A 25688-nucleotide genomic window follows, 5' to 3' on the forward strand; every position below is an offset into this window, starting at 1 on the left:
CGCGGCTCGGGAAGAAAGCACGTCAGCGGAGCGTTGACACAAGGAGGCCGCGATTTTTCCGCGCGTCTTCAGACATCAAGGAGATTTCCATGAAAACGATAGCCACAGGGCTGGCCGCACTGCTGCTCAGCAGCGCCGCGTCCTTTGCCGCCGAAGCCTGGAAGGAAGCCGAGGTCAACGGCACCAAGATCTACACCGATGCCATGGGGATGACGCTCTACACCTATGACAAGGACGAGAAGGGCAAGACCAATTGCTACGACAAATGCGCCACCAACTGGCCGCCGCTGAAAGCCGAGGCCGGCGCCAAGGCCGATGACGAATGGAGCGTTGTCGACCGTACCGACGGCACCAAGATGTGGGCCTATGACGGCAAGCCCGTCTATACCTTCATCAAGGACAAGAAGGCCGGCGATGTGAACGGCGATGGCGTCGGCGAGGTCTGGCATATCGTCAAGGCTGACTGATTTTTCCGTCGGGATTTCCGCCAAACGGGATCTCCCATTGGCCGCCGGGCATCCCTCCAAGTCCGGCGGCCTGGTCGTAGCGGACTCGACCTGGCACATTCATGCCGACTGGACTGGCAACAAATTGAGCCTCTCCCGATCTTCCGAGGCCGGCGCCTGCCCATCCGAAAATATGTGGTCTTCTCCATACACTCTAAGAGTGTATTGCTGCCGGCATCCCCGCATTTTGGCCGCTTGCCCTTGACCGGATGCAAAAGCGCGGCCATGTGAGCGACGAACAGAACCGAGATTTCGTCGCGCGCAGCGGAATTCTTCTGCCGCATCATAGCTGATATGAGACCTCATGGACGTCGTCGTCGTCGAATCGCCGGCCAAGGCGAAGACAATCAACAAATACCTGGGCAGGAACTACAAGGTTCTGGCCTCGTTCGGTCACGTCCGCGATTTGCCGGCCAAGGACGGCTCGGTGCGCCCGGATGAGGATTTCGCCATGTCCTGGGCGGTCGACACCGCTTCGGGCAAGCGCCTCACCGAGATTGCCAACGCGGTCAAGGATGCCGACGGCCTGATCCTCGCCACCGACCCGGATCGCGAAGGCGAGGCTATCTCCTGGCATGTGCTGGAGGTGCTGAAGCAGAAGCGCGCGCTGAAGGACAAGCCTGTCAGCCGCGTCGTCTTCAACGCCATCACCAAGTCGTCGGTGCTGGAAGCGATGGCCAATCCGCGCCAGATCGACGCGCCTCTCGTCGATGCCTATCTCGCCCGCCGGGCGCTGGACTATCTCGTCGGCTTCACCCTGTCGCCGGTGCTGTGGCGCAAACTGCCGGGCGCCCGCTCGGCCGGCCGCGTCCAGTCGGTGGCGCTGCGCCTGGTCTGCGACCGCGAATCCGAGATCGAGCGCTTCATTCGCGAGGAATACTGGAATATCGCGGCAATCCTCGGCACGCCGCGCAACGAGACTTTCGAGGCGCGGCTGACCGCGTTCGAGCGCAAGAAGCTGCAAAAACTCGACATTGCCAACAAGGCGCAGGCCGATGACATCAAGGCGATGCTCGAGGGCGCCGCCTTCAAGGCGCTGTCGGTGGAAGCCAAGCCGACCAGGCGCAATCCCGGGCCGCCGTTCACCACCTCGACGTTGCAGCAGGCCGCTTCGTCGGGCCTCGGCTTCTCCGCCACCCGCACCATGCAGGTCGCGCAGCGGCTCTATGAAGGCATGGAGATCGGCGGCGAGACCACCGGCCTCATCACCTATATGCGAACCGACGGCGTGCAGATGGCGCCTGAGGCGATCTCGGCCGCACGCGATGCTATCGCCAAGGAATTCGGCCCGAAATATCTGCCGGATCAGCCCCGCCAATACACCACCAAGGCCAAGAACGCCCAGGAGGCGCACGAGGCGATCCGGCCGACGGATTTCATGCGCACCCCGGCGTCGGTCCGGCAATATCTCGATGCCGACCAGATGCGGCTCTATGAACTGGTCTGGAAGCGCGCCATCGCCAGCCAGATGCAGTCGGCCGAAATCGAGCGCACGACTGTCGAGATCGAGGCGGTGAATGGCGCCCGTACCGCCGAATTGCGTGCCGTCGGCTCGGTCGTTCGCTTCGACGGCTTCATCGCCGCCTACACCGACCAGAAGGACGACGACGCCGAAGACGAGGAGAATCGCCGCCTGCCGGAAATCCGCGCCGGCGAGCAGCTCGCCCGCCGGGCGATCAACGCCACCCAGCACACCACCGAGCCGCCGCCGCGCTACTCCGAGGCGTCGCTGATCAAGAAGCTGGAAGAGCTCGGCATCGGCCGTCCCTCGACCTACACCGCGATCCTGAAGACGCTCGAAGACCGCGACTACGTCACGATCGACAAGCGCCGGCTGGTGCCGCAAGCCAAGGGCCGCCTGCTGTCGGCCTTCCTGGAAAGCTTCTTCGAGCGCTATGTGGAATATGATTTCACCGCATCGCTGGAGGAAAAGCTCGACGAGATTTCCGACGGCAAGCTCGCCTGGAAAGACGTGCTGCGCGACTTCTGGAAGGATTTCTCCGGCGCCGTCGCGGACATCAAGGAATTGCGCGTCACCGACGTGCTCGATGCGCTGAACGAGGAGCTGGCGCCGTTGGTTTTCCCCGCCCGCGAGGACGGCTCCAATCCGCGCATCTGCCCGAAATGCGGCACCGGCAATCTGTCGCTCAAGCTCGGCAAGTTCGGCGCCTTCGTAGGCTGCTCCAACTATCCCGAATGCTCCTTCACCCGCCAGCTCGGCGACGCCGCCAACCCCAATGGCGAGAATGGCGGCGGCGAGGAAGGCACCAGGCTGCTGGGCAAGGATCCTTACACTGCCGAGGAAATCACGCTGCGCTCGGGCCGCTTCGGTCCCTACATCCAGCGCGGCGACGGCAAGGAAGCCAAGCGCTCAAGCCTGCCGAAAGGCTGGACGCCTGAGTCGATCGACCATGAGAAGGCGCTGGCATTGTTGTCGCTGCCGCGCGACGTCGGAAAACACCCCGAAAGCGGCAAGATGATCTCGGCGGGTCTCGGCCGCTACGGCCCGTTCGTGCTGCATGATGGCACCTACGCCAATGTCGACAGCATCGAGGACGTGTTCTCGATCGGTCTCAACCGTGCCGTCACGGTGATTGCCGAGAAGCAGTCCAAGGGCAAGGGTGGACGCAATGGCGGCACGCCGGCTGCCCTGAAGGAGCTTGGGGACCATCCCGATGGCGGCGGCAAGATCGTCGTGCGCGACGGCAAATACGGCCCTTACGTGAACTACGGCAAGGTCAACGCCACGCTGCCCAAGGGCAAGGATCCGCAATCGGTGACGATCGAGGATGCGCTGGCGCTGATTGCCGAGAAGGAAGCCAAGGACGGTGGCGGCAAGAAGCCGTTCCGCAAGGCAGCGGCGGCCAAGGCACCCGCAGCCAAGAAAACGGCGGCCAAAAAACCGGCCGCGAAGAAAAAAGGGTAGGACGGCGTGGCGCGCAGGATCTCCGGACGAAGCCACGGCGATCCGCGCACCGCCGACACCAGGGCCAAGGTCAAGGACGACTATCGGCCCTCGCGTGACGAAATCCTGCGCTACATCGCCGAAAACCCCGATCGCGCCGGCAAACGCGAGATCGCCAAGGCGTTCGCGCTGCGTGGCGACGACCGCATCTGGTTGAAGGATCTCCTGCGCGACCTGCAGGACGAAGGCGTCCTGACCCGGGAACGCAAGCGGCTGGCCCGCGTCGGCGCCCTGCCCCATGTCGCCGTGCTCGACATCTTTGGCCGCGACGGCGATGGCATCTTGCTGGCGCATCCGACCGAGTCGACAGGTGGCGGCGAGCCGCCGGTCGTCTCGATCCGCGTGTCGCGCGGCGGCAACGGCCCTGCGCCGGGCATCGGCGACCGCGTGCTGGCCAAGACCTTCCCGACCGACGATCCGTCAGGGCCTGCCTATACCGGCCGGGTGATGAAGATTTTCGAGAAGCGCACCGACGCAGTGCTCGGAGTCTTCCGTGTGCTTCAGGACGGCAGCTTCCGCATCGAGCCGGTGGAGCGGCGCCAGCCCGAGCTGATCGTCGACAAGGAATTCCAGAACGGCGCGAAGAACGGCGACCTTGTCGAGGTCGAGCCCGCGCGCGCTTCCCGCTATGGGTTGCCGCGCGCCAAGGTGCTCAACGTGCTGGGTTCGCTAACCAGCGAAAAGGCGGTCTCGATGATCGCCATCCACGCGCACGACATTCCGCACATCTTCCCGGCCGATGTCATAGCCGAATCCGAAGCCGTGAAGCCGGCGACGCTCGATCATCGCGAGGATTGGCGCGACCTGCCATTGGTCACCATCGACCCGGCCGATGCCAAGGACCATGACGACGCGGTCTTCGCCACCCCTGACCTCGACGAGAAGAATCCCGGCGGCGTGATCGCCACCGTCGCCATCGCCGATGTCGCCGCCTATGTCCGCTACGGCACGGCGCTCGACCGCGAGGCGCTGAAGCGCGGCAATTCGGTCTATTTCCCCGATCGCGTCGTGCCGATGCTGCCGGAGCGCATCTCCAACGATCTCTGTTCGCTGCGCGAGGGCCAGGACCGTCCAGCGCTCGCCGTGCGCATGACCTTCTCCGCCGACGGCCGCAAGATCCGGCATTCCTTCCACCGCGTCATGATGAAGTCGGCGGCCAAGCTCGCCTACCCGCAGGCTCAGGCAGCGATCGACGGTGTTCCCGACGACAAGACCGGTCCGATCCTGGAGACGGTGCTGAGGCCGCTCTGGGATGCCTATGCGATCCTCAAGCGCGGTCGCGACGGCCGCCAGCCGCTCGAACTCGACCTGCCGGAGCGCAAGATCCTGCTGAAAGATGATGGCACGGTCGACCGCGTCATCGTGCCGGAGCGGCTCGACGCCCACAAGCTGATCGAAGAGTTCATGATCCAGGCCAATGTCGCCGCCGCCGAAACGCTGGAGGGCAAGAAGCAGGCGTTGGTCTACCGCATCCACGACGCGCCGTCGCTGGCCAAGCAGGAATCGCTGCGTGAATTCCTGCAGACGCTCAGCCTGTCCTTGGCGCGCGGCGCCCAGATGCGGCCCAGCCAGTTCAACGGCATTCTGGAGCGCGTGCGCGGCGCCGACAATGAGGCGCTGGTCAACGAAGTGGTGCTGCGCTCACAGAGCCAGGCCGAATATTCACCCAAGAACATCGGCCATTTCGGCCTCAACCTCAGGCGTTACGCGCATTTCACCTCGCCGATCCGCCGCTACGCCGACCTGATCGTGCACCGCGGGCTGATCGCCGCGCTCGGCCTCGGTCCGGGCGGATTGACGCAAGACGAGGAGGCCCGCCTCGAAGACGTTGCGGTGCTGATCTCCGGCACGGAACGCCGCGCCATGGCCGCCGAGCGCGACACGGTCGACAGGCTGATCTCGGCCTACCTCGCCGAGCGCATCGACGACCGCTTCGACGCCCGCATCTCCGGCGTCACCAAATCAGGACTTTTTGTCCAATTGCCGCAATATGGCGCCGATGGCTTCATACCGGTGTCAACTCTGGGCGGCGATTACTATATATACGATGAGACGGCCCGCTCCCTGTTCGGAGAACGTTCAGGCAAGGGTTATCAGCTCGCGGACCGCGTCGAGGTCCGGCTGGTCGAGGTGGCGCCGATGGCCGGCGCGATGCGCTTCGAGATGTTGACCGACCCGAAGCCCCTGCCAGGCTCCAGCAGGTCGTTTCACAAGGCTAAGGGCCGCGCCCGCGCGTCGCAATCGCGACCGGGATCGCGCGGCAGGAGACGGTGATGGAACAACAGGTTTTTGGCGGCGAACATCATTCGGGCCGGGTTGCACGCCCTTTGTGGACGGCGATGAAACGCGGCCTGCTGGGCCGCTGCCCCAATTGCGGCGAAGGCAAGCTGTTCCGTGGCTTCACCAAGACCGTCGAAACCTGCAGCGTCTGCGGCGAGGAGATCCATCACCATCGCGCCGACGATTTGCCTGCCTATCTGGTCATCGTCATTGTCGGCCATATCGTTCTCGGTGCCTTCATGGGCGTCGAGGCGACGTCGACCTTGTCCAGCTGGCAGCACATCCTCATCTGGGTGCCGTTGACCATCCTGCTCTCGGTGGCGCTGCTGCAACCGGTCAAAGGCGCCGTCATCGGATTGCAATGGGCGTTCTATATGCACGGGTTTGGTGGCGAAAAGGACGAGGTCGAGCCGCATGCCGGCACGTGACGCGCCACTGGCGCAACACGCCAATCGCTAAGGCCACTTTCGCATGCAAGAAGTTTCCGCTAGGTCGAGCGTATGAACGGAATGACCAAGGCGGACGTCGACAAGCTCGACAAGGGCCTTGCCGCCCATGGCGGCCGGCCCTTGCGTCCGCGTGACGCGGCGACCTTGATCCTGCTCGACCGCAGGGGCGATGACGTCCTGGTGCTGATGGGCCGCCGCCACGCCGCGCACGCCTTTATGCCAGGGAAATTCGTCTTCCCGGGCGGCCGAACCGACCCAGCGGACAGTCGCATCCCGACAGCGACCGCACTTGACCCGCACGAAGAAGCCAAGCTGACGGCCGGCCCCGGCCGCACCGGCCATGCCCGCGCCCGCGCAATCGCTTTGTCGGCCGTCCGCGAGACCTACGAGGAAGCCGGCCTACTGATCGGCCGCAAGGGTGCTTTCGCCACGACCAAGCGCGACTGGCAGGGTTTCGTCGAGCATGGTGTGGCGCCATCGCTGGAAGCGCTGCGCTTCATCGCGCGCGCCATCACGCCGCCGAACCGGGTACGCCGCTTCGACACCCGCTTCTTCAGCGCCTGGCGTGACGACGTCGCCATCGAATTGTCCGATGGCGGCCCGACCAATGAACTGGAGGAACTGGTCTGGCTGCCGCTCGCCAAGGCCAGGCAGGCTGACATACCCGACATCACCCGAATGATCCTGGACGAGCTGGAAAAGCGGCTCGCCGATGATCCGCTGCTGCGACCGGGCGGTCCCGTCCCCTTCTACCGGCTTGTCCGCAACCGCTTCACCCGCGAACTTCTCTAGAGCAATTCCACGAAAAGTGTGATGCGGTTTCCCACAGGAATTGCGCAATCTCAAAAAGACAGAGTATTCAGCATCTCATGACGGTCGATACCCAACCACAGGGCGACGAACGCGTACACTGGCTGCCGATGGTAGCGGCGATCTCGTCGATCAGCGTCGTCGGCATCGCCATTGGCCTCGGCATGCCCTTGCTCAGCGTTATCCTGGAAACACGCGGCCATTCGGCCTCGATGATCGGGCTCAACACGGCCGTTGCCGGCCTGGCCTCGATCGCCGGGGCGCCGCTCGCCACGCCGCTTGCCATGCGGTTTGGCGTCGCCTGGACGATGATCGCCATGATCGCCACCGGCGCGCTGGCTTTCGTCGGTTTCCATTTCGCGCCCGATTTCTGGATGTGGTTTCCGCTGCGCATCGTGCTGCACATCGCGCTGACGGTGCTGTTCATCCTGTCGGAGTTCTGGATCAGCACGTCGGCGCCGCCGCAGCGTCGCGGCCTTGTGCTTGGCATCTACGCCACCGTCCTGTCGCTCGGCTTTGCCGCGGGACCGTGGCTGTTCGCCCATCTTGGCAGTTCCGGCTTCAGGCCGTTCGGCGTCATCATCGCCCTGGTGACGCTCGCCGCCATACCGGTGCTGGCCGCCCGCAACGAAAGCCCCACCATCGTGGCTGAGAGCGAGACCAGCCACTTCCTGCGCTACATCTGGCTGGTGCCGACCGCGACTTTCGCCGTGCTTGTGTTCGGCGCGGTCGAGACCGGCGGCTTCGCGCTGTTCCCGGTCTATGGCAACCGCATCGGCTATTCCGAGGCCGACGCGGCGCTGCTGCTGACCATGATCGGCCTTGGCAACGTCCTGTTGCAGATCCCGATCGGCATGATCAGTGACCGCGTCTCCGACCGGCGTTATCTCTTGCTCGCCTGCGCCACGGTCGGGCTCGTCGGCACGATATTCATGCCCTTCTTTGCCGCCAATTGGCACTTGATGGCCGCGCTCCTGTTTGTCTGGGGCGGTGTCGTTGCCGCCATGTACACGATCGGCCTCGCCCATCTCGGCTCGCAGCTCTCCGGCCACGAACTGGCGTCGGCCAACGCCGCTTTCGTGCTGTGCTACGGCGTCGGCATGGTACTCGGCCCGCAGGCGATCGGTATCGGCATGGACAGTTTCGGCCCCTCCGGCTTTGGCTGGTCGCTCGGCCTGTTCTTCGCCGCCTACATCGCCCTGGTCTGCTTCAGGCTCGTTCGCAAGATCCTGCTGTAGAGCCACCCAGTCGTTATCGACGCTGCGCAGCGGCAGGCTGCTGACAGAACCGTGTCAGCAGCCACCGGTTAAAAGGGTGTCCTAAAACACCCTGAACCGAGGACACTCCGATGATCGACAGCGGCTTTGAAACCACTTCGCTGCGAATGATGCTCCTGCTGCTCGTCAGCTTCCAGGCTCCGGCCGCCGACGTCGACCGCATCATGGACGCGGTTGTGGCGATCGCACCGCTTGCCATGGGCAAGTATGACCGCAATGCCTATCAGTCGGCGCACGGCATCGAGCGCTACAGGCCGCTTGAGGGGGCCGCGGCGGGCGCCGAAAGCGAATTGCGCCGCCGTCCTGGCACAGTCGAGGTTTCCTTCGAATTGCCCGACGACCAAGAGCTGGCGGCCCGCGTCGTCGAGGCTATTTTCCAGGCGCATTCCTATCAGGAGCCGGTGATCCGCATCCAGCCGATCCTTGCCAGCCGCTCCAAGGGGCTGGACGACCGGGCCAATCCGAATCGCTGGTGGAACACGACCGGAGACTGGAAGAAGGTCGCGGCACCGGAGCCGGAAACCGTCTGATTTATCCATTCCGGGCGGCTTGGGCGGGCCACATCGGGTCCGCCGGGCTTGACTTTCCAGGCACGTTCTTTATGTGTCGCGCCAAGTTTCCCGCGTCCGGGTGTTTTTCCCGTGCTCCAGCGGCCAAAACCCCACGAACATAACGGACTGAGATCATGGCCAAAGCCGCAAACATCAAGATCAAGCTTCTGTCGACCGCCGACACCGGTTTCTTCTACGTCACCAGCAAGAACAGCCGTACCAAGACCGACAAGCTGTCGTTCCGCAAGTACGACCCGGTCGCCAAGAAGCATGTCGAATTCAAGGAAACCAAGATCAAGTAGTCTGGGTTTTTTCCCTTTTGGAATGCCGAAACGCCGCCCATCGGGCGGCGTTTTTCGCTTACAGCTCTCCACGGTGGCGGCTGCCGATCGTCGCAGTTACCGATTTTTTGTGATGTCGCAATTCCCGACTTTTGTGGTGTTGTCATCCTATGAGCCGTTTTACTCGCCTCGATCTCAGCGAAGATCTCTCTTGGGTGCCTGCTGACTTCAGGAGGCACGCACAGGGCAATGTGCCGTTGGATACGCAAACCTACATTGAGAGCTATCTTGCCGATCCTTCGGAATGGCATTGGTCCACGCATGACGAGCCGCGCGAGATCAAGCTCAAACGTGTGATGGCCATTCTAGCGAAAGCCCGCCTACCAGAGCATGCTAAGGCCGTGGCTCAACTAGGCGTCGGTCCCTTTGAAGATATGATGAGCGACTGGTTGCTTGATCGCCTCGAGGCCTACTTGCCTTTTGATGTTGCGCTCTACACCGCCCTTAGCGGACTTTACGTTTTCAATGAACCGCCGGCCGTGCAAGACCGACTGGCTCGGATGATGGCGGCAAGCGAAAGGGCACGGAAAAAATAAGCCGCAAAGAGCCAAAGGTTCATAACAACACTCAGCAACGAGTAGCGAAGCAGCGACTCAGGCCACGGTCCACCTGCTTATCCGGTGCTTGGCCGTGAACAGCTATCCGATGCGGTCGCCGCTCTTCTCGTGGAACAAATGCAGCGATGCCGGATCGGCCGCCAGCCGCACCATGTCGCCGGGCTTCACGCCGGCACGGCCCATGGCAAAGACGCAAAGCTGCTGGCCGGCCAGCTTGACATAGAACTGCGTCGACAGCCCGAGCGGCTCCACTACCCCGACCTCGCCTTGCAGCGCACCGTCGTCCGCCAGCCTGATATGCTCCGGGCGCAGGCCGACGGTGATGACCTCACCATCCCTGAGCGGCAGGCCGTCCGGCAGCCGAAGCTTCTGGCCATCGGACAACACGGCGTCCACCTTGCCGCCCTTCGCCACCCTTGCCGGCAGGAAATTCATGCCCGGCGAGCCAATGAAGCCGGCGACGAACATGTTGGCCGGCCGGTCGTAGAGATCGAGCGGGGCGCCGACCTGCTGGATCAGCCCGTCATGCATGACGACGATGCGGTCGGCCATGGTCATCGCCTCGATCTGGTCGTGGGTGACGTAGACCGAAGTGGTCTTCAACTGCTGGTGCAGCGCCTTGATCTCGGCGCGCATATGGACGCGCAGCTTGGCGTCGAGGTTCGACAACGGCTCGTCGAAGAGAAAAACCTTGGGATCGCGCACGATGGCGCGGCCCATGGCGACGCGCTGGCGCTGGCCGCCGGACAATTGCCTGGGCAGGCGCTGCAGGAACGTATCGAGCCCCAGCCGCTTGGCCGCACCGTCGACGCGCGCATCGATCGCCGGCTTCTCGGCTTTTCGCAGCATCAGGCTGAAGCCCATGTTCTTCGACACGTCCATATGCGGATAGAGCGCATAGGACTGGAACACCATGGCGATGTCGCGGTCCTTGGGCGCCACGTCGTTGACCAGCCGCTCGCCGATGCGGATTTCGCCGCCGGAGGCTTCCTCCAGGCCGGCGATCATGCGCAAAAGCGTGGACTTGCCACAGCCGGACGGGCCGACCAGGACGACGAACTCGCCGTCGGCGATCTCGAGATCGACCGCGTGCAGGACGCGGACGGCGCCGTAATCCTTGCGGACCTTTTCGAGCGTGACAGAGGCCATCGATCTATCCTTTGACAGCGCCGGCGGTCAGGCCGGTGACGAGATAGCGTTGCAGGAAGGCGAAGAAGATGCAGACCGGAATCAGCGCCAGGATCGACGCGGCCATCATCTGCCCCCAGTCGACGGCGAACTTGCCGATGAAGGTCAGCAGGCCGACGGCGAAGGTCTTCTTGTCGTCGCTGGAAATCAGCATCAGCGCGAACAGAAGCTCGCTCCAGGCGGCGGTGAAGACGAAACCGAGCGTCGCGCCCATCCCGGGCAGCGTCAGCGGCACGATCACCTTGCGCATTGCCTGGGCGCGGGTGCAGCCGTCGATCATCGCCGCCTCTTCCAGATCCTTCGGTATGCCGTCGAAGAAGGACTGCATCAGGAAGGTGGCGAAGGCGGTGTTGAAGGCAGTGTAGATGATGATCAGCCCGGTCAGGCTGTTGATCAGGCCGATCTCGCCCATCACGCGGTAGATCGGCGGAATGACCATCACCAGCGGAAAGGTCTGGGTCAGCAGCAACATGAGAGCCAGTGCAGCCTTGCCGCGGAAGGTGAAGCGCGACATCGCATAGCCGGCCAGTGTGGCGATCACGGTCACCAAGGCCGCCGTCGCCACCGACACGATGACACTGTTCAGGAAATAGCGCGGGAAATCAGAGGCTTCCAGCACGGTGTAGAAATTCCGTAACGTCGTCTGCGACGGCCATAGCGTGATGCCCTCGGAATAGAGCAAGCGCTCCGGCGTGACCGATATCTTCAGCGTCCAGAAGATCGGGAACAGCGCGAAGATCATATAGGCGGCAATGGCGCCGTAGAGGCCGATGCCGCTGACGATGCGCGAAGAGGTGGAGCGACCGGCGATCATCAGACATGCCTCACGAGCGAGCGCCGGATGCCAATCAGCGCGATGGCGTAGACAATGAGCAGCGCGAGCAACAGTACCGCCACCGCGGAAGCATAGCCCTTGTCCAGCGATTTGAAGGCGCTGACATAGATGTAGACCGGCACCGTGCTGGTCGCCCCGGCGGGGCCTCCTGCCGTCATCACGAAGATCAGGTCGGCGAAGGTCGCGATCCAGATCGTGCGCAGCATGACGGTGATGATGATGGTCGGCGCCAGGAATGGCAGCGTCACCTTGCTGAAGCGTTGCCATGGCGAGGCGCCGTCGATCGCCGCCGCTTCATGCAGTTCGGAGGGGATCGACTTGAGCGCCGCGAGCAGCGTGATGGCGAAGAACGGAATGCCGAACCAGATATTGGCGATGACCGGCCCCCACATGGCGGTGGCCGGGTCGGAAAGGATACTGGTGGACGGATCAGACCTGAGCCCCAACACGAAAAGCCAGTGCGGCAGCGGCCCGATGATCGGGTTGAACAGCCACGCCCATGTCAGGCCCGACAGGAAGGACGGGACCGCCCAGGGCAGGAACACCACTGCCTGGACGACTTTTCGCCCGATGAATGGTTTGTCGAGAAGCAAGGCCAAGCCTAACCCGAGGAAAAACTGGAAGAAAAGACTGGCGACCGTCCACCACAGCGTGTTGACAAGCGCCTGCCCCAGCGCCGCATCGGACAGCATGGCGTGGTATTGGCCAAGGCCCACAAATTCGGATTTGAAAGCAGAGAATTTGCGGAACGAATAGCTGATGCCGATGATGAGCGGCACCAACAGAACGACGATCAGAAGCACGATCGCCGGGCTGAGGTAAAGCCAGGGCTCGACCGCCGCATAGGACAGCCGCTTGCGGCGCGAAACGCCGGCGGATCGTATTTCGGGGACGGCATAGGTCATGGCTGTGGAACGGCTCCCTGGAGCGGCGTTGGGGGGCAGCGTCCTTCTCCCCGTCACGATACGGGGAGAAGATGCCGGTTCACCCTCCGTAGCTGCAGCGCAGCTGCTGCGGAGGACGGGCAGGCAGCTGAGGGGCAGCGCCAGCTTCTGAGAACTCAGCGCGGCCCCTCATCCGTCACTTCGTGACACCTTCTCCCCGTGAAACGGGGAGAAGGGAAAAGCCTGCGCTTACTTCTTGTTCTTGGCCATCCAGTCCTGCTGCTCCTTGGTCAGGAAAGCAGCCCACTGGTCGGCAACGTCCTTGGCCGTCTTCTGGCCGAGCAGCACTTCCTGAAAATTCTTGATGGCGACCTGGTCGACAAAGTTGCCGAGATTCTCCAGGTGGGTCGGCGGCGTCACCAGTTCGTATTTGCTGGTGTTGTTCAGTTCCTCGAACCAACCCTTGAACTGCTCGGTCTTGAAGTGAGCATCCTGATCGGCGCCATTATGGATCGGAATGACACCGACTTCCTTGGCCCAGTCAAGATTGTCCTTGGGCGACAAAAGGGTCGCCATCAGCTTCCAGGCGTCGTCCTTGTGCTGCGAATTGGCGAACATCGCCCAGCCGCCATAGCCCAGCGTGGGGTACGACTTGCCTGTTGGCCCGACCGGCATCGGCGCCACCGCGAAATCATCAGCGCTCATCTTGTCGGCAATGCCGAGCAGCGCGTCCGGATCCTGGTCAAGCATCGCGCAGGTGCCTGAATAGAAACCGGTGACGATTTCGTTGAACCCCCAGGACACGCTGTCCTTCGGCGCGTAGCCGTTCTTGTAAAGGTCGGCAAGCATCTGCAGGCCTTTGACGGAGCCCTCCGCATTCGCTGTCGAGGTTCCGTCCGCGTTGAAGGCAGCGCCATTGCCGGCAGCGATGTTCATGAACATGTTGACCCCGGTATACGAGCCGGGCCCGCCGCGCAGGCAATAGCCGTATTTGCCGGGTATCGCGGATATCTTCTTGGCATCCGCGACGAATTCGTCGAGCGTCGCGGGCGGGCCGTCGAGGCCGGCCTGCTTGAACAGCTTCTTGTTCCAGAACAGGGCACGGATGTAGTAGCCGTACGGGATCATGTATTGCGTGTTGTTGACCGTGGACCCGAACTGTTTGGCGCGGTCACCCAAGGTCTTGGCGTCGTCCCACTTGGCCATATAGGGGCCGAGATCCTCGAGCTGACCGTTATTGGCGTAGAGACCCATCCAGCGTTCCGGCATCTCGACCACATCGGGCGTATCGCCGGCCTGCACCATGGTCAGGAACTTTTCGAATGCCTGGCCCCAGGGCAACGAGACCAGCTCGACCTTGACGCCCGGATTGGCCGCCTCGAATTCGGCGATCTGCTTCTTCAAAAATTCCGTGCGTGGCGGACTGGTGATCACTTCGACCATTTTCAGGGTCGAATCGGCCAATGCGCTCCCGGCGGAAATCGCCAGCCCCGCGACGGTGGCAAGCATGACGGTCAATTTCTTCATGTTCAAGACTCCCATTTTGAACCCGCTTGTTATTTTCTGGCTTTTTCGAAGGCCTGGGCCACATCGGCCCATAGGTCTTCGACACTTTCCAATCCGACATTGAAGCGGATGGTTCGGGGGCTGACGCCGAAGCGCGCCATCGAATTCAGTCCCGGCGTCTGCTCCAGCGACGCCTTGGCCGGCACGACCAGGCTCTCATGCCCGCCCCAGCTGACGCCGATGCGAAAAAACTTCAGCGCGTCGACGAAGACGGGGATGTCGATATCGTCCGTCACCTCGAACGAGAACAGCCCGCCATAGCCGGCAAGCGTCGCCTTGCCCGGATGGTTCGAATAGACGGGGTGGTTGACCCGCTCGACATTGCCATGCGCCTTCAGCCGCTCGGCGATGGTGAGACCGCTTTTCATGTGGTGCGGCAGACGCAGCGGCAAAGTGCGCAGGCCGCGCAGCAGCAGCCAGGCCTCGAACGGCGACAGCTTGCCGCCGAGATAGGAATAGGTCTGCTCGTTGATGTGCTTGATGTGCGCTGCCGAGCCAGCCACCACGCCGGCGACCGTGTCACTATGGCCACCGAGATATTTCGAGGCCGAGTGCAGCACCAGGTCGACGCCGTGCGAGATCGGCTTCTGGAACACCGGCGTCGCCCAGGAATTGTCGATGGTGGTAATGATGCCCTGCTCCTTGGCCAGCCGGGTCAGATGCGGCAGGTCCTGGAGTTCGAACATCATCGAGGTCGGGCTTTCCAGATAGAGCAGCTTGGCGCCGGGCAATACCGCCGCGACCGCATCCGGATCAGAGCCATCGACATAATCGACCTTGATGTTGAGCCGCGGCAGGAGCCGCTCGAACAGCCGGTAGGCATCGCCATAGCAGTTGCGCACCGCCACGATGCGCTCGCCCGCCCCGACGAAGGCAAGCACGGTGGCGCTGATCGCCGCCATGCCGCTGGAAAAGCCGCGCGCGGCCTCGGCCCCCTCGAGCGCGGCGACACGCGCCTCGAACTCCATGACCGTGGGATTGTCGCCGCGCGAATAGATCGGCTGCTTTCGTTTGCCGGCAAACGTATCTGCCATTTCGGCATAATTGGCGAAGGTGAACAGCGACGTCTGGTAGATCGGCGGCACCACAGCGCCACCGGGGAACGGCTCGTCATGCGCCAAAAGCGTCGCCGCCTCGGCAAGATAATCGTGGTCGAAACCGGTTGGATGCTCGTTCATGAAAGGTCCAAAAGTTTGAGTTTGGCGTCACCGCGCTTCAGATCGTCCTCGACGGTGGCGATCAACTTGAGCGCTTCAGCACGTGCGCCCTCAGGGTCGCCAGCGGCGATCCGTTCGTAGACGGTTCGATGGTAGGGGAAGCTGGCCTGCCCGAAGTCTCGGACGCCAAGCGGATGCTCCCAAAAGCGGTGGAACAGCTCATGCATCGCCGCGATGATCTGCTCGAACAAGGGATTGCCGGAGACCCGGTAGATCGCCTGGTGGAATTCCCAGTCCTCTTCCGATGACATGCCGTCGCGCGTGCGAAACGCCTGCTCCATGATATCGAGCTTGCGTTCGATCTCGGCAATGTCAGCGGGGCTTGCCCGCTCGGCGCAGAGTGCCGCCGCCTCCGCCTCCAGTGCGCGGCGGATTTCCAGCGTGTGCATCAGGCTGGTGAAATCATTGCCGCCCGCCAGCGTCAGCGGCAGATGCAGCATGTCGGGCGAGACGGCCGCCTTGAGATAGGTGCCGCTGCCTTGCCGGCGTTCGACCAGACCCAGTCCTTCCCACCGCGTCAGCGCCTCGCGCACCGTGTTGCGGCTGACCTTGAGCCGCTCGGCCAGGATACGCTCGGTCGGCAGTCTCTCACCGGGCCGCAAAGCCTCGGCGCTGACAAAGCCCACCAATGCCTTCAGCACGGCGTCATCGCGCGCCGTCGTCTGAATGGGTGGCAGGCTGTTCTGGTCCACGCTTCCTCCAAGTGGTCCAATGGTCCAACCAATTTCTGCATAGATAAAGCCTGCTGTCAATCGCTTGTCAGGAGGTGGCGCCGCCGCGAAGGACGACGCCATATGTATCAACAGCTTACCCGAGGCTGTGCGAAGCCGCTCAAGGCGGGCCGAACCAGACGGCCAACGCTTCGGCCAGCCCAAGATCAGTCTTGTCTCCGACCCAGGGTACATATCCGTCGGGCCGAATTAATACCGCGGTTGGGGCGGCGACCGCCCCAATGACCGGAAGCTCCCAGGCCCCAGCATACTTGGCGTCGATCCGCCGGAGACGATCGGCCCAGGGCGCGATCTCCAATCTGCTTGGCTCGCCCAGGTTAAGGAGTACCGGCCGCGCGCCGTGCAGCAGACGGAACAGCCGCAACGGCCCGTTGGCGGTGAGCAGATCGAGGTCGGGTATTCGCCGCCCAAGCAGCGCGTGCCCCTCCCCGAGGTCGTAGTGGACGCCCAGCCCGGACATCTCCCCGGCGATCCGTTTGCGCGGTTCGTCCATGGCGAGCAGTTCGGCAACGGTATCGCCCAGAGCCTTGGTGCGCGCATCCATGCGACGCAGCGCGACCTGCGCCATCGCGTTGCGCAGCACGCGCGCGGCAACCGGATGGCGTTCGGCATGGTAGCTGTCGAGCAGGGTTGCAGGGGACGTCGCCTTGACCACCTGGGCCAGCTTCCATCCCAGGTTCACCGCGTCCTGCACGCCGATATTGAGGCCCTGCCCGCCCATTGGCGGATGGATATGCGCGGCGTCGCCGGCCAGCAGCACACGTCTGTCGCGGTAAGCGGCAGCCTGGCGCGTCATATCGGTGAACCGGGAAATCCAGGTCGGACTGTAGACCCCGTAGTCGGTGCCGTAGACAGCGACAAGCGCTTCGCTGAGATCGCGCAGGGTCGGTTCGCCGCCGATAGTCATCTGCCTCTCGGTCAGCACGACACCCACCCGGCCGCCCTCCTCCATCTTGCCCATCGCGTGAACGCCATAGGCATCGCTGCGAAAGCCCCATGCCGGTTCCTGCGCCATCTCGACCTGGGCGATCATCCAGCTCATCGTCGGATCCCATCCGTCGAACGCAATGCCCGCGGTCTTGCGGATCGTGCTGCGTCCACCGTCGCAACCGACGAGATAATGCGCCCTCAGGCGCCGGCCATCGGATAGCTCGACGTCGACGCCGCCATCGTCCTGCGCGAAACCGGTGACGTCCCGCTCGCGATAGATCGGCACCCTCAGTTCGCTGACCCAGTCGGCCAGGATGCGCTCGATGTGGTTCTGCCGCAGCCCCAGCACATAATTGTGCCGGCTGGGAAAGTCGCCGATGTCCAGCTTCACCATGTTGAAGCCCACCGACTGCGACGGGTGTCCCTGGGAGACAAACCGGTCGGCGATCCCGCGCTGGTCGAGCACCTCGATGGTGCGGGCATGCAGGCCTCCCGCGCGCGAACCGATGAGTTCCTGGTTGGGCCGCCGCTCCACAATGGCCACGTCGACATTTGCCAGTGCGAGTTCCCCCGCCAACATCAACCCTGTCGGCCCTCCTCCGGCGATCAGCACAGCATGATCCCGTCGCGGTCCGTCAGTCGGCATCGATACCGGCATTTTTGCTACTCCCGTTTCCGTTGGCCAGGGTGCGGTTGTACGGGAGGAGCCAGGTCTTGCCGCAAGCCCCTTGTGCGCCATATGTATGTAATGGAAGGGATAGCGCCTTTCCTTCGCCCTCCCAGCCGGCAAGCGCGAAGCGCCACTGGCCGACAGACGCCGGAACAAACCCAGCGGCCAATTCCGTTTTTCCGCGCATGAAAGAAGCCCCGAACTTCGGGGCTTGGCAGGGACTCTTGATGTCATGTGAGACAAAGGGGGCCGGTCGGCGTTTGGCAGCGGTACGAGGAGGCCACTATGTGCCAGCGCCGGCCGGCCGACCCCACGGACCCAGGAGATGCGGCGGACCTGAGCATCATGGGGTATTCGGGTATCGAGCCGGCTGTCTACCCTCGTGCCGGCTTCGTCGTGGCCTGCACATTTGCGCAAGAGCTTATGAAAATCAACAGTTTCTTAACCAAGGCTCGCGAATCGCTTGGATTAAGGTAAATGGGTAACCCTGTTGGGTTGACCGGATAATCAGGCCCTGGACCGTCAGGCCGCCTTGGCGACGACACGGTTGCGGCCGCCACTCTTGGCTTCGTAGAGCGCGAGATCGGCGCGTTTCATCAGCGCCGCCACCGTGTCCACACCCTTCAGCACCGAGGACACGCCAACGCTGACGGTGACCTCGATCGTCTTGCCGTCGGCGCCGATGGCGAACGGCTTCTGGGCGATTTCGGCCCGGATGCGCTCGGCCACCTTCTCGGCCACGACGCCATCGGTGTCCGGCATGACCACGACGAACTCCTCGCCGCCGAACCGGCAGGCAAGGTCGATGCCCCTGACGTTCTTGCGCAACCGCCGCGCGAATTCGCGCAGCACCTCGTCGCCGCCGTCATGGCCGTGCGCGTCGTTGATGGACTTGAAGCGGTCGAGATCGGTGATCATCACCGACAGCGGCCGGCGCCGTGCCACGGCGCGGTCGAACAGCGTCTGCAGATGGCTGTCGAGATAGCGGCGGTTGTGCAGCCCGGTCAGGCCGTCGGTCACCGCCATCTCGATGGTCTGGGTGACGCTGGCGCGCAATTGGTCGTTATAGCGCTTGCGGCGCACCTGGGTGCGCAGCCGTGCCGTCAGTTCCTGCTGATCGATCGGCCGCATCAGATAATCGTTGATGCCGAGCTCCAGCCCGCGGATGATGCGCTCTTCCTCGCCCTCCTCCGCCAGCAGGATGATCGGTACAAAACGGGTGCGATCGAGCGAGCGCAGTTGCGAGCACAGCCTGAGCGGATCGAAATCGGCGAAGGCCGTCGAGATCATCACGCATTCATAGGGCGTTTCGGCCGCCTGGAAGAACCCGGCATGCGGATCGCCGGTGACGTCGAGATCGGCACGGTCGCGCAGCATCTTCTGGATGCGCTCGACCGACGATTTGCGCTCGTCGATCAGAAGCACTTTCGGCGTCGTGTCCTCGGAAGCGAAATTGCGGCTCAAGAGTTCCTCGATCCCGATGTTGCGGGTGGTCGAGGCGCGCAGCCTGAGCTCGTCGGTCAGCGACTTCAGCCGGACCAGGCTCTTGACGCGCGTCATCAGCTGCAGGTCGTTGACCGGCTTGGTCAGGAAATCGTCGGCGCCGGCCTCCAGCCCGCGCACGCGGTCGGAAACCTGGTCGAGCGCGGTGATCATCACCACCGGAATGTGCGACGTCGCCGGATCGCTCTTCAGGCGCCGGCAGACCTCGAAACCGTCCATCTCCGGCATCATCACGTCGAGCAGCACGACATCGACCTTGCCGTTCTCGCAGGTCTCGATCGCATCGGGCCCGTTATTGGCGGTCAGCACCTCGAAATATTCGGCCAGCAGCCGGACTTCCAGCAGCCGCACATTGGCAGGGATGTCGTCGACGACGAGGATCCGCGCGGTCATTTCACAAGGCTCCGGCTCGGCTGGAAGGGAACATCAGGCATCGCCCAGATAGGATTTGATGGTTTCGATGAAGCGCGGCACCGAGATCGGCTTCGAAATATAGGCCTCGCAGCCGCCCTGGCGGATGCGCTCCTCATCCCCCTTCATCGCGAAGGCAGTCACGGCAATGACCGGGATGACGTGCAAATCATCGTCTTCCTTCAGCCATTTGGTCACTTCCAGTCCCGACACTTCGGGCAGCTGGATGTCCATCAGGATGAGGTCCGGCCGGTGCTGGCGCGCCAGGTCGAGCGCCTCAAGACCATTGCGGGTGCGCACCGTCTCGTAACCGCTTGCTTCGATGAGGTCCCGAAAGAGCTTCATATTGAGCTCATTGTCCTCGACGATCATGACCTTCTTAGGCATCGATATCCCGTCCCGGCCGTCCTCCGCCCGGAGGTGACCGTCATGCGCCCTTTGCTTGAACGCACCAAACCCTGCTTCACTATACGGCAATATGATTGACGAAACGGAAACCCGCAGCCTGCAAAGCAGCACGAATTCCGCCTCGCCTCCCAGCGCGTCCAAAAGGCGCGCCACACGCTAATGGCTTGCCGCAAGCAACTCTTGCCATTACTGCGGGAGAGACTCATTCCACACACCGAAGGTAGTGATGGCAAACGCAGCGTCAATGCGCGAAGAGGCCGAAACCATTGCCGTGAAGGCATTGGGCTTCGTTGCCGGCGATCCGGAGCTTCTACCGCGCTTTCTGGCGATCACGGGAATAGAGGCGCATTCGATCCGCCGGGCCGCCGGCGAGCCGGGTTTCCTGGCCGGCGTCCTGCAATTCATCCTGGCCCACGAGCCGACCTTGATGCGCTTCGCCGAAGAGACCGGCACGCCGCCGGCCGCTGTCGGCAAGGCGTTGCGCGCACTGCCGCTCGGCGACGACAATCATGAGCGTTCCACATGAGCGATGATCCCGAAACCGCGCGCCAGATCGAGGAACTGGCGGCCGACGACCGGCCGCTACTGGTGCTCGATGTCGATGACGTCGTGCTCGAATTCATCCGCCCCTTCCCGCACTTCCTCAAGGCGCGCGGTTACGGCCTGACGCTGGCGTCCTTTCGGCTGACCGGCAACATCGCCGAAACGGCCAGCGGCAGGCTGATCGAACAACCCGAAGTCACGGCGCTGCTGGGCGATTTCTTCGACGCGCAGGCCGATTGGCAAAGCATCACCGATGGCGCCGCGGACGCTCTGGCGGGGCTTGGAAACCGCGCGGAAATCATATTGCTGACGGCCATGCCGCACCGGCATCATGCGGTGCGCCGCGCACATCTCGATGCGCTGGGGCTAGGCTATCCGCTGCTGACCACCGAGATGGCCAAGGGGCCGGCGGTGGCCAAGCTGCGCGGCAAGAGCGGCCGGCCGGTGGTCTTCGTCGACGATCAGCCGCACAATCTGGCGTCGGTGCGGGAATCGGTCGCCGACGCAAATCTATTCCATCTCATGGCCGACAATTCGCTGCGCGCGTTCCTGCCGCCGGTCTCGGACGATGTCGTCGTCGTCCAGGACTGGCATGAAGCCGCGCCGAAGATAGCGAATGCGCTGGGGCTCGGCGCGCGTTGAGGTAAGTCCCAAAAAGGAAAGCGCCAAGCGCTTTCCCCGGGAAGACCCTTTACAGTTTGCCGAAAGTTGCTCGAGGCCCCCTCAAGGGTTCAGCTTCGCCCCTGACCCGCCATTATCGCTGCCGCCGTCGTCGCTGCCGCCGCCATTGCCTTCGTTGGCGTTGCCGCCACTATCGACGCCGTCATTGTCCGCGCCGTCACCATCGTCGACGCTGTCGTCCACCGCCGGATCGGCGGGCTTGAGCATGACGCCGTTGACGGTCACCGAGCCGTCGGCCTTGGTGTTGATGACCCACTCCAGCTTGCCGTCCGGCAGCGTCTTGGCAAAACCCTTCGCCATGAGAGCGACAGGCACGTACTGCCCGACCTCTGGCTCCGCCTTCGCCGCTTCCTGCAGGTGCTCCATGATCTTGTCGAAGCCAGCGACATCGACCGTGAGATTCGCGTCGGGTTTCTGGCCGAAGCTTGTCATGTCGCCTTCGAGCGCGATCTCCATGTCCTTGTTCTTGACGGTGCTGTGGCCGATGACGACCTTCGGCGTCTTGGCCAGGAAGTCGGCTTTGAGCTGGTCGCCGAACTCGGCCGACAGCGGCGGATCCTGATTGAGATCAAAGGCTTCGATCGCCTTCTTCGCCATGCTGTCGAGATCGATATTGGCGCCGCCGAAGTTCAGGTCGATATCGGTGGGCAGCAGCGCGACGCTCCAGCTCGGCAAGAGCTGATGCGGCACGGTCAGCCCCGATGCCTTGATGCCATAGTTGACCTTGCCGTTCTGGGCGACACCGTCGGAACCGAACGCGGTGCTGAGTTGCGTGGCGCCGAACGTGCCGATCGGGCTGTCGACCGCGAAATCCTTGAAGCCGTAGGTTCCGTCGATACGCTCCCACACCGGAAGCGCCGCCAGCAGAAGCGCCTTGAGCTGTGCCTGGTCTGCCTTCAGCGTCTTCTCGTCCTCATTGGCCACGGCGAACGCCAGGAGATCGAGCAGCGGCTTGGTCTGCACGCCCTTGCCGCTGGCCTCCACCGACAATTCCGGCGACTTCACGGTAACGGGAAAATTCAGTCCGCTCTCGGCATCACTGAACTTTATCGTTTCCACGAAGTTCGAAATCTTTTGCGAGGTCGTGAAATCGACGCCGCCATTGGCTGCCTTGGTGGCGGACAGCGTCGCGGTACCGGCACCGGCGGTCATATCCATCTGCTGCTTGGCGTCCTGCGACGACATCGTCATTCCGGCCATCGAACTGGTGGCGCTGGTGAAGGCGGCCAGCTTGGGGTCGTAGACGCCGCTGCCCTTGCCGTCCTTGATCGAGAATTGCGTGTTTTGCTTTCCCTGGGGACCGTTGAATTCGAAGGAGGCGCTCTGCGAAAAATCCATCGAGACATCCCAGGATCCGTCGCTGCGCGGCTTGACCAGCAGGGCGTAGGGCGCAAAGTCGAATTTCACCAGCTTCTGGTCGGGAAAGCTTGCTGCAAGCGCCTTGAAATCAAACACGATCTTGTAGGCGTCGCCTTCGGCCGAAACCTTCAGAATGCCTTTGTCGAGCGCCTGTTTGCCGACATAGCGCGACAGATCATCCGACAATTGCTTGGCGCCCTGGCTGTCGACGGTCTGGCCGAAAGCAGGCGCGCTGAGCAGAAGCGCGGAAAAGGCAAGTGGCAACACACGGTTCACGGGAATTCTCCGTTCGGTCGAGAGGCAAAAATCGTTTCGTACCTCTGGTAGGGAAATACCATCACGACTGCAAGACGATGACAGTCAGGTAGCAGGCTTCAGCACCAGCCGCATCAGCGGTCGGCCCGCCTTGCGCTCAACCAGCCTCTCGAACCCGGCCTTCTCGAACACCTGAGACGAGCCGACGAACAGGCCGATTGATCGCGAATCGCGGGACAGGTCGATCGGGCAGGCCTCGACAAGCCGCGCGCCGTTCCCGCGGGCGAAATCGATGCCGCCTTCGACGAGGCGGTGCGTGATGCCCGTGCCACGGGCCTTGGCGCGGATGAAAAAGCAGGAGATCGCCCAAACGGCGGGATCGGCAGCGTCGGCGGGATCGATCGGCGCCGAGCCCCTGCCCTTGTTGTTCCATTCAGGCACGTCGGCGCGTGGCCCGATCTGCATCCAGCCGACCGCCTTGCCGTCCTCGAAGGCCAGCAGTCCGGGTGGCGGGCCGGCTTCGATGCGCGCCTTGATGTGATCCTTGTTGCGTTCGCGGCTGCTCTCGCGCCGCGCCGCCGGCGCCAGCCGGAAATGCGTGCACCAGCAGCCGTAGCAGGCGCCCTGCTTGCCGAAAAGATCCTCGAATTCAGGCCAGAGCTCAGGCGCCAACGGCACTATGGTCGTGCTCATGAGTTCTCCCCAGGCCAAGCTTGTCGCTGACCCTGCACTGTCGTACCATTGCGTTTGTTCTCTTTATGTTCGCAGAAATGGCGGCTCCTGTCAACAATCCCGATCACGGTTTTTGCCGTGACTGCCTGACGTTTCAGCGCGGTGAGACGCGCCGCTGCGAACGCTGCGGCAGCCCTCGCCTTGCCCGTCATCCCGAGCTCTACCGGCTGCATCTGGCCCATATCGATTGCGACGCCTTCTATGCCGCCATCGAAAAGCGCGACAACCCGGCGCTCAAGGACAAGCCGTTGATCGTCGGCGGCGGCAAGCGCGGGGTGGTCTCAACGGCGTGCTACATCGCCCGCATCCGCGGCGTGCGTTCCGCCATGCCGATGTTCAAGGCGCTCGAAGCCTGCCCCGAGGCGGTGGTGATCGCGCCCAACATGGAAAAATACGTGACCGTCGGCCGGCAAGTGCGCGCCATGATGCAGGCGTTGACGCCGCTGGTAGAGCCGCTGTCGATCGATGAGGCGTTTCTCGACCTCGCCGGCACCGAGCGGCTGCACGGTCTGCCGCCTGCGGTGGTGCTGGCGCGCTTCGCGCTGGCCGTGGAGAAGGAGATCGGCATCACCGTGTCGGCCGGGCTTTCCTACTGCAAATTCCTCGCCAAGATCGCGTCGGACTTCCGCAAGCCGCGCGGCTTTTCCGTCATTGGCGAGGCCGAGGCGATCGATTTTCTGGCACCGCAGCCGGTGACCATGATCTGGGGTGTCGGCAAGGCGTTCAACGCGACGCTCGAACAGGATGGCATCCGCACCATTGGTCAGCTGCAGAAGATGGAGCGTGGCGACCTGATGCGCCGCTATGGGGTGATGGGCGAACGGCTCTACCGGCTTTCGCGCGGTGAGGACGTCCGCCGCGTCGACCCCGACCAGGATGCCAAGAGCGTATCGGCCGAAACCACTTTCGACACCGACATCGCCTCGCTGGACGAGCTTGTCTCGGTGCTGAGGGGCCTTTCGGAAAAGGTCTCGGCACGGCTGAAGAAGTCAGGCATTGCCGGGCGCACCGTGGTGCTGAAGCTGAAGACCCAGGATTTCAAGCTGCGCACGCGCAACCGTCAGCTCGGCGACCCGACCCGGCTCGCCGACCGCATCTTTTCAACCGGCGTGGACCTTCTCCGCAAGGAGACGGACGGGACGAAATTTCGATTGCTCGGCATCGGCGTCAGCGACCTTTCCGACGACGACAAGGCCGATCCGCCGGATCTGGTCGATGTCCAGTCGCGCAAGCGCGCCATGGCCGAGGGCGCCATCGATGCGCTGCGCGACAAGTTCGGCCGCAGAGCCGTCGAAACCGGCTACACCTTCGGCAGGGGCCGTGACGCCCATCCGCCGGAGCCGATCGAAGAGTGAACTAGGAGCGCTGCAGGTCGATCCGGCTCGTCACCACGCTCTTGCCGGTTTTCGGATCCGTGTCGATGACCGTGAGCCGCATGCCGTTCTCGCCTCGCTTCTCAACCGTCATTCGCGCCTTGCGATCGCCATTGACGTCCTTCGCCCAGCGGATGCCAAGATTGATGGTGTTGCCCGAACGGCTGCCGTTTAGCTGTGCTGGCCCTGTGCGGGATCCTACATAAACGCCACTGTATTTCGCACCGGAGACCTTCAAATTCGCGCTGATGGCTCGCGAAACCACAACGAGACCGCGACAATTGCCATCCAGCGAGAGCGAGGCAGAGGTCGCGTTCGACTTGAAGCTGCAAGAGACACTGACGTTCGGCACATCCGTCGTCACCTGGACAGTGCCCTTGCCGGCGAAATTACCATTGAACGACTGGAGAAACTTGGTCTCGTCGGCGTGAGCCGCGCCGGCGGCGACCACCAGGCAGCCAGCAAGCGCCACTTGCGCGAATGGTCTCATGGAAACTCTCCTTGTCGACATTGGAAACGCACGTTTGCAAAACCACGGACAATATAGGGGCTCAACGCCCCTCGCCGTATCAGGTTCCGCCTGCGGCATGACTGATCTGAAACGCCCTCGCCGCAACTGGCCCAGACGAATACACCGGACTAGCGATTGCTCCGGCAATCGCGGCC

At 63.1% G+C, this 25688-nt stretch carries 25 protein-coding genes; 12 read left to right on the forward strand and 13 right to left on the reverse strand.

The genetic code is table 11. From position 1 onward, the window contains the following. Nucleotides 1–89 precede the first annotated feature (89 nt). From LB564_RS03465 to LB564_RS03505, 9 genes are all read left to right on the forward strand, one after another. A complete protein-coding gene (locus tag LB564_RS03465) occupies nt 90–467 on the forward strand; it encodes a hypothetical protein (RefSeq protein ID WP_224534964.1) in 378 nt (125 codons plus the stop codon). A gap of 343 nt (nt 468–810) precedes the next feature. Then, complete coding sequence (topA, locus tag LB564_RS03470; RefSeq protein ID WP_224534965.1) at nt 811–3432, forward strand: type I DNA topoisomerase; 2622 nt, start codon at nt 811–813, stop codon at nt 3430–3432. 6 nt (nt 3433–3438) lie between these two features. Then, nucleotides 3439–5745, forward strand: a complete 2307-nt coding sequence (rnr, locus tag LB564_RS03475) for a ribonuclease R (protein WP_224534967.1) — start codon at nt 3439–3441, stop codon at nt 5743–5745. Next, a complete protein-coding gene (locus LB564_RS03480; RefSeq protein ID WP_140701513.1) occupies nt 5745–6179 on the forward strand; it encodes a DUF983 domain-containing protein in 435 nt (144 codons plus the stop codon). Before rnr ends, LB564_RS03480 begins: the two co-directional genes overlap by 1 nt. Nucleotides 6180–6251: 72 nt before the next feature. After that, nucleotides 6252–6992 (forward strand): NUDIX hydrolase, encoded by a 741-nt coding sequence (locus LB564_RS03485; protein WP_224534970.1) that lies wholly within the window; start codon nt 6252–6254, stop codon nt 6990–6992. A gap of 77 nt (nt 6993–7069) precedes the next feature. Next, nucleotides 7070–8248, forward strand: a complete 1179-nt coding sequence (locus LB564_RS03490; RefSeq protein ID WP_140701515.1) for an MFS transporter — start codon at nt 7070–7072, stop codon at nt 8246–8248. A gap of 110 nt (nt 8249–8358) precedes the next feature. Next, a complete protein-coding gene (locus LB564_RS03495; RefSeq protein WP_140701516.1) occupies nt 8359–8817 on the forward strand; it encodes a hypothetical protein in 459 nt (152 codons plus the stop codon). A 155-nt stretch (nt 8818–8972) separates the two neighbouring features. Further along, nucleotides 8973–9140 carry a 50S ribosomal protein L33 gene (rpmG, locus tag LB564_RS03500; RefSeq protein WP_006201775.1) on the forward strand — a complete coding sequence of 56 codons (168 nt, stop codon included), beginning with the start codon at nt 8973–8975 and terminating at the stop codon, nt 9138–9140. Nucleotides 9141–9289: 149 nt separating this feature from the next. Then, nucleotides 9290–9715 carry a hypothetical protein gene (locus LB564_RS03505; RefSeq protein WP_224534971.1) on the forward strand — a complete coding sequence of 142 codons (426 nt, stop codon included), beginning with the start codon at nt 9290–9292 and terminating at the stop codon, nt 9713–9715. 102 nt (nt 9716–9817) lie between these two features. Here the strand turns inward: LB564_RS03505 and LB564_RS03510 are convergent, their stop codons facing one another. From LB564_RS03510 to LB564_RS03555, 10 genes are all read right to left on the reverse strand, one after another. Beyond that, entirely contained in the window at nt 9818–10885 is a 1068-nt protein-coding gene (locus tag LB564_RS03510) for an ABC transporter ATP-binding protein (RefSeq protein ID WP_140701517.1), read from the reverse strand. Between the two features lie 4 nt (nt 10886–10889). Further along, nucleotides 10890–11738, reverse strand: coding sequence for a carbohydrate ABC transporter permease (locus LB564_RS03515; RefSeq protein WP_224534973.1), 849 nt, complete (start codon nt 11736–11738; stop codon nt 10890–10892). Further along, nucleotides 11738–12664: a carbohydrate ABC transporter permease gene (locus LB564_RS03520; RefSeq protein WP_224534975.1), complete on the reverse strand. Its 927-nt coding sequence runs from the start codon at nt 12662–12664 to the stop codon at nt 11738–11740. The genes LB564_RS03515 and LB564_RS03520 overlap by 1 nt, the downstream gene beginning before the upstream one ends. A 228-nt stretch (nt 12665–12892) precedes the next feature. After that, nucleotides 12893–14170, reverse strand: a complete 1278-nt coding sequence (locus tag LB564_RS03525; protein WP_224534977.1) for an ABC transporter substrate-binding protein — start codon at nt 14168–14170, stop codon at nt 12893–12895. A 29-nt stretch (nt 14171–14199) separates the two neighbouring features. Then, nucleotides 14200–15387: a PLP-dependent transferase gene (locus tag LB564_RS03530; RefSeq protein WP_224534979.1), complete on the reverse strand. Its 1188-nt coding sequence runs from the start codon at nt 15385–15387 to the stop codon at nt 14200–14202. Continuing rightward, complete coding sequence (locus LB564_RS03535) at nt 15384–16118, reverse strand: FadR/GntR family transcriptional regulator (protein WP_224534980.1); 735 nt, start codon at nt 16116–16118, stop codon at nt 15384–15386. The genes LB564_RS03530 and LB564_RS03535 overlap by 4 nt, the downstream gene beginning before the upstream one ends. A 139-nt stretch (nt 16119–16257) precedes the next feature. Beyond that, on the reverse strand, nt 16258–17745 hold the full coding sequence (locus LB564_RS03540; RefSeq protein WP_224534982.1) for an FAD-dependent monooxygenase: 1488 nt from the start codon (nt 17743–17745) through the stop codon (nt 16258–16260). Then, the gene (locus LB564_RS03545; protein ID WP_224534984.1) at nt 17723–17944 is read right to left on the reverse strand and encodes a hypothetical protein; all 222 of its coding nucleotides are present in this window, start codon (nt 17942–17944) and stop codon (nt 17723–17725) included. The genes LB564_RS03540 and LB564_RS03545 overlap by 23 nt, the downstream gene beginning before the upstream one ends. Nucleotides 17945–18279: 335 nt before the next feature. Beyond that, on the reverse strand, nt 18280–19653 hold the full coding sequence (locus LB564_RS03550) for a PleD family two-component system response regulator (protein WP_140701524.1): 1374 nt from the start codon (nt 19651–19653) through the stop codon (nt 18280–18282). 33 nt (nt 19654–19686) lie between these two features. Beyond that, the gene (locus LB564_RS03555) at nt 19687–20058 is read right to left on the reverse strand and encodes a response regulator (RefSeq protein ID WP_006334976.1); all 372 of its coding nucleotides are present in this window, start codon (nt 20056–20058) and stop codon (nt 19687–19689) included. A 247-nt stretch (nt 20059–20305) separates the two neighbouring features. Between LB564_RS03555 and LB564_RS03560 the strand changes: the two genes are divergently transcribed. Both LB564_RS03560 and LB564_RS03565 read left to right on the forward strand, forming a co-directional pair. Continuing rightward, the gene (locus LB564_RS03560) at nt 20306–20605 is read left to right on the forward strand and encodes a DUF3572 domain-containing protein (RefSeq protein ID WP_224534985.1); all 300 of its coding nucleotides are present in this window, start codon (nt 20306–20308) and stop codon (nt 20603–20605) included. Next, nucleotides 20602–21264, forward strand: a complete 663-nt coding sequence (locus LB564_RS03565) for a DUF2608 domain-containing protein (RefSeq protein ID WP_224534988.1) — start codon at nt 20602–20604, stop codon at nt 21262–21264. Before LB564_RS03560 ends, LB564_RS03565 begins: the two co-directional genes overlap by 4 nt. Before the next feature lie 81 nt (nt 21265–21345). On the opposite strand, the gene LB564_RS03570 is transcribed toward LB564_RS03565, so the two are convergent. Both LB564_RS03570 and LB564_RS03575 read right to left on the reverse strand, forming a co-directional pair. Continuing rightward, a complete protein-coding gene (locus LB564_RS03570; RefSeq protein WP_140701527.1) occupies nt 21346–22938 on the reverse strand; it encodes a hypothetical protein in 1593 nt (530 codons plus the stop codon). A gap of 84 nt (nt 22939–23022) precedes the next feature. Continuing rightward, the gene (locus LB564_RS03575; RefSeq protein ID WP_224534990.1) at nt 23023–23610 is read right to left on the reverse strand and encodes a GNAT family N-acetyltransferase; all 588 of its coding nucleotides are present in this window, start codon (nt 23608–23610) and stop codon (nt 23023–23025) included. A 65-nt stretch (nt 23611–23675) separates the two neighbouring features. On the opposite strand from LB564_RS03575, the gene LB564_RS03580 reads away from it, so the two are divergent. Then, on the forward strand, nt 23676–25004 hold the full coding sequence (locus LB564_RS03580) for a DNA polymerase IV (protein ID WP_224534992.1): 1329 nt from the start codon (nt 23676–23678) through the stop codon (nt 25002–25004). Nucleotide 25005: 1 nt separating this feature from the next. Here the strand turns inward: LB564_RS03580 and LB564_RS03585 are convergent, their stop codons facing one another. Then, the gene (locus LB564_RS03585; protein ID WP_224534994.1) at nt 25006–25512 is read right to left on the reverse strand and encodes a hypothetical protein; all 507 of its coding nucleotides are present in this window, start codon (nt 25510–25512) and stop codon (nt 25006–25008) included. Nucleotides 25513–25688: the final 176 nt, after the last annotated feature.

This window comes from Mesorhizobium sp. ES1-6, assembly GCF_020164775.1.
Lineage (GTDB): Bacteria > Pseudomonadota > Alphaproteobacteria > Rhizobiales > Rhizobiaceae > Mesorhizobium.

Bases quoted from the DNA above. Each gene is read 5' to 3' on its own strand.
- LB564_RS03465 (WP_224534964.1), top strand. From the start codon at position 90: ATGAAAACGATAGCCACAGGGCTGGCCGCACTGCTGCTCAGCAGCGCC.
- topA (WP_224534965.1), top strand. From the start codon at position 811: ATGGACGTCGTCGTCGTCGAATCGCCGGCCAAGGCGAAGACAATCAAC.
- LB564_RS03480 (WP_140701513.1), top strand. From the start codon at position 5,745: ATGGAACAACAGGTTTTTGGCGGCGAACATCATTCGGGCCGGGTTGCA.
- LB564_RS03485 (WP_224534970.1), top strand. From the start codon at position 6,252: ATGAACGGAATGACCAAGGCGGACGTCGACAAGCTCGACAAGGGCCTT.
- LB564_RS03490 (WP_140701515.1), top strand. From the start codon at position 7,070: ATGACGGTCGATACCCAACCACAGGGCGACGAACGCGTACACTGGCTG.
- LB564_RS03495 (WP_140701516.1), top strand. From the start codon at position 8,359: ATGATCGACAGCGGCTTTGAAACCACTTCGCTGCGAATGATGCTCCTG.
- rpmG (WP_006201775.1), top strand. From the start codon at position 8,973: ATGGCCAAAGCCGCAAACATCAAGATCAAGCTTCTGTCGACCGCCGAC.
- LB564_RS03505 (WP_224534971.1), top strand. From the start codon at position 9,290: ATGAGCCGTTTTACTCGCCTCGATCTCAGCGAAGATCTCTCTTGGGTG.
- LB564_RS03510 (WP_140701517.1), bottom strand. From the start codon at position 10,885: ATGGCCTCTGTCACGCTCGAAAAGGTCCGCAAGGATTACGGCGCCGTC.
- LB564_RS03515 (WP_224534973.1), bottom strand. From the start codon at position 11,738: ATGATCGCCGGTCGCTCCACCTCTTCGCGCATCGTCAGCGGCATCGGC.
- LB564_RS03520 (WP_224534975.1), bottom strand. From the start codon at position 12,664: ATGACCTATGCCGTCCCCGAAATACGATCCGCCGGCGTTTCGCGCCGC.
- LB564_RS03525 (WP_224534977.1), bottom strand. From the start codon at position 14,170: ATGAAGAAATTGACCGTCATGCTTGCCACCGTCGCGGGGCTGGCGATT.
- LB564_RS03530 (WP_224534979.1), bottom strand. From the start codon at position 15,387: ATGAACGAGCATCCAACCGGTTTCGACCACGATTATCTTGCCGAGGCG.
- LB564_RS03540 (WP_224534982.1), bottom strand. From the start codon at position 17,745: ATGCCGGTATCGATGCCGACTGACGGACCGCGACGGGATCATGCTGTG.
- LB564_RS03545 (WP_224534984.1), bottom strand. From the start codon at position 17,944: ATGCGCGGAAAAACGGAATTGGCCGCTGGGTTTGTTCCGGCGTCTGTC.
- LB564_RS03550 (WP_140701524.1), bottom strand. From the start codon at position 19,653: ATGACCGCGCGGATCCTCGTCGTCGACGACATCCCTGCCAATGTGCGG.
- LB564_RS03555 (WP_006334976.1), bottom strand. From the start codon at position 20,058: ATGCCTAAGAAGGTCATGATCGTCGAGGACAATGAGCTCAATATGAAG.
- LB564_RS03560 (WP_224534985.1), top strand. From the start codon at position 20,306: ATGGCAAACGCAGCGTCAATGCGCGAAGAGGCCGAAACCATTGCCGTG.
- LB564_RS03565 (WP_224534988.1), top strand. From the start codon at position 20,602: ATGAGCGATGATCCCGAAACCGCGCGCCAGATCGAGGAACTGGCGGCC.
- LB564_RS03575 (WP_224534990.1), bottom strand. From the start codon at position 23,610: ATGAGCACGACCATAGTGCCGTTGGCGCCTGAGCTCTGGCCTGAATTC.
- LB564_RS03580 (WP_224534992.1), top strand. From the start codon at position 23,676: ATGTTCGCAGAAATGGCGGCTCCTGTCAACAATCCCGATCACGGTTTT.
- LB564_RS03585 (WP_224534994.1), bottom strand. From the start codon at position 25,512: ATGAGACCATTCGCGCAAGTGGCGCTTGCTGGCTGCCTGGTGGTCGCC.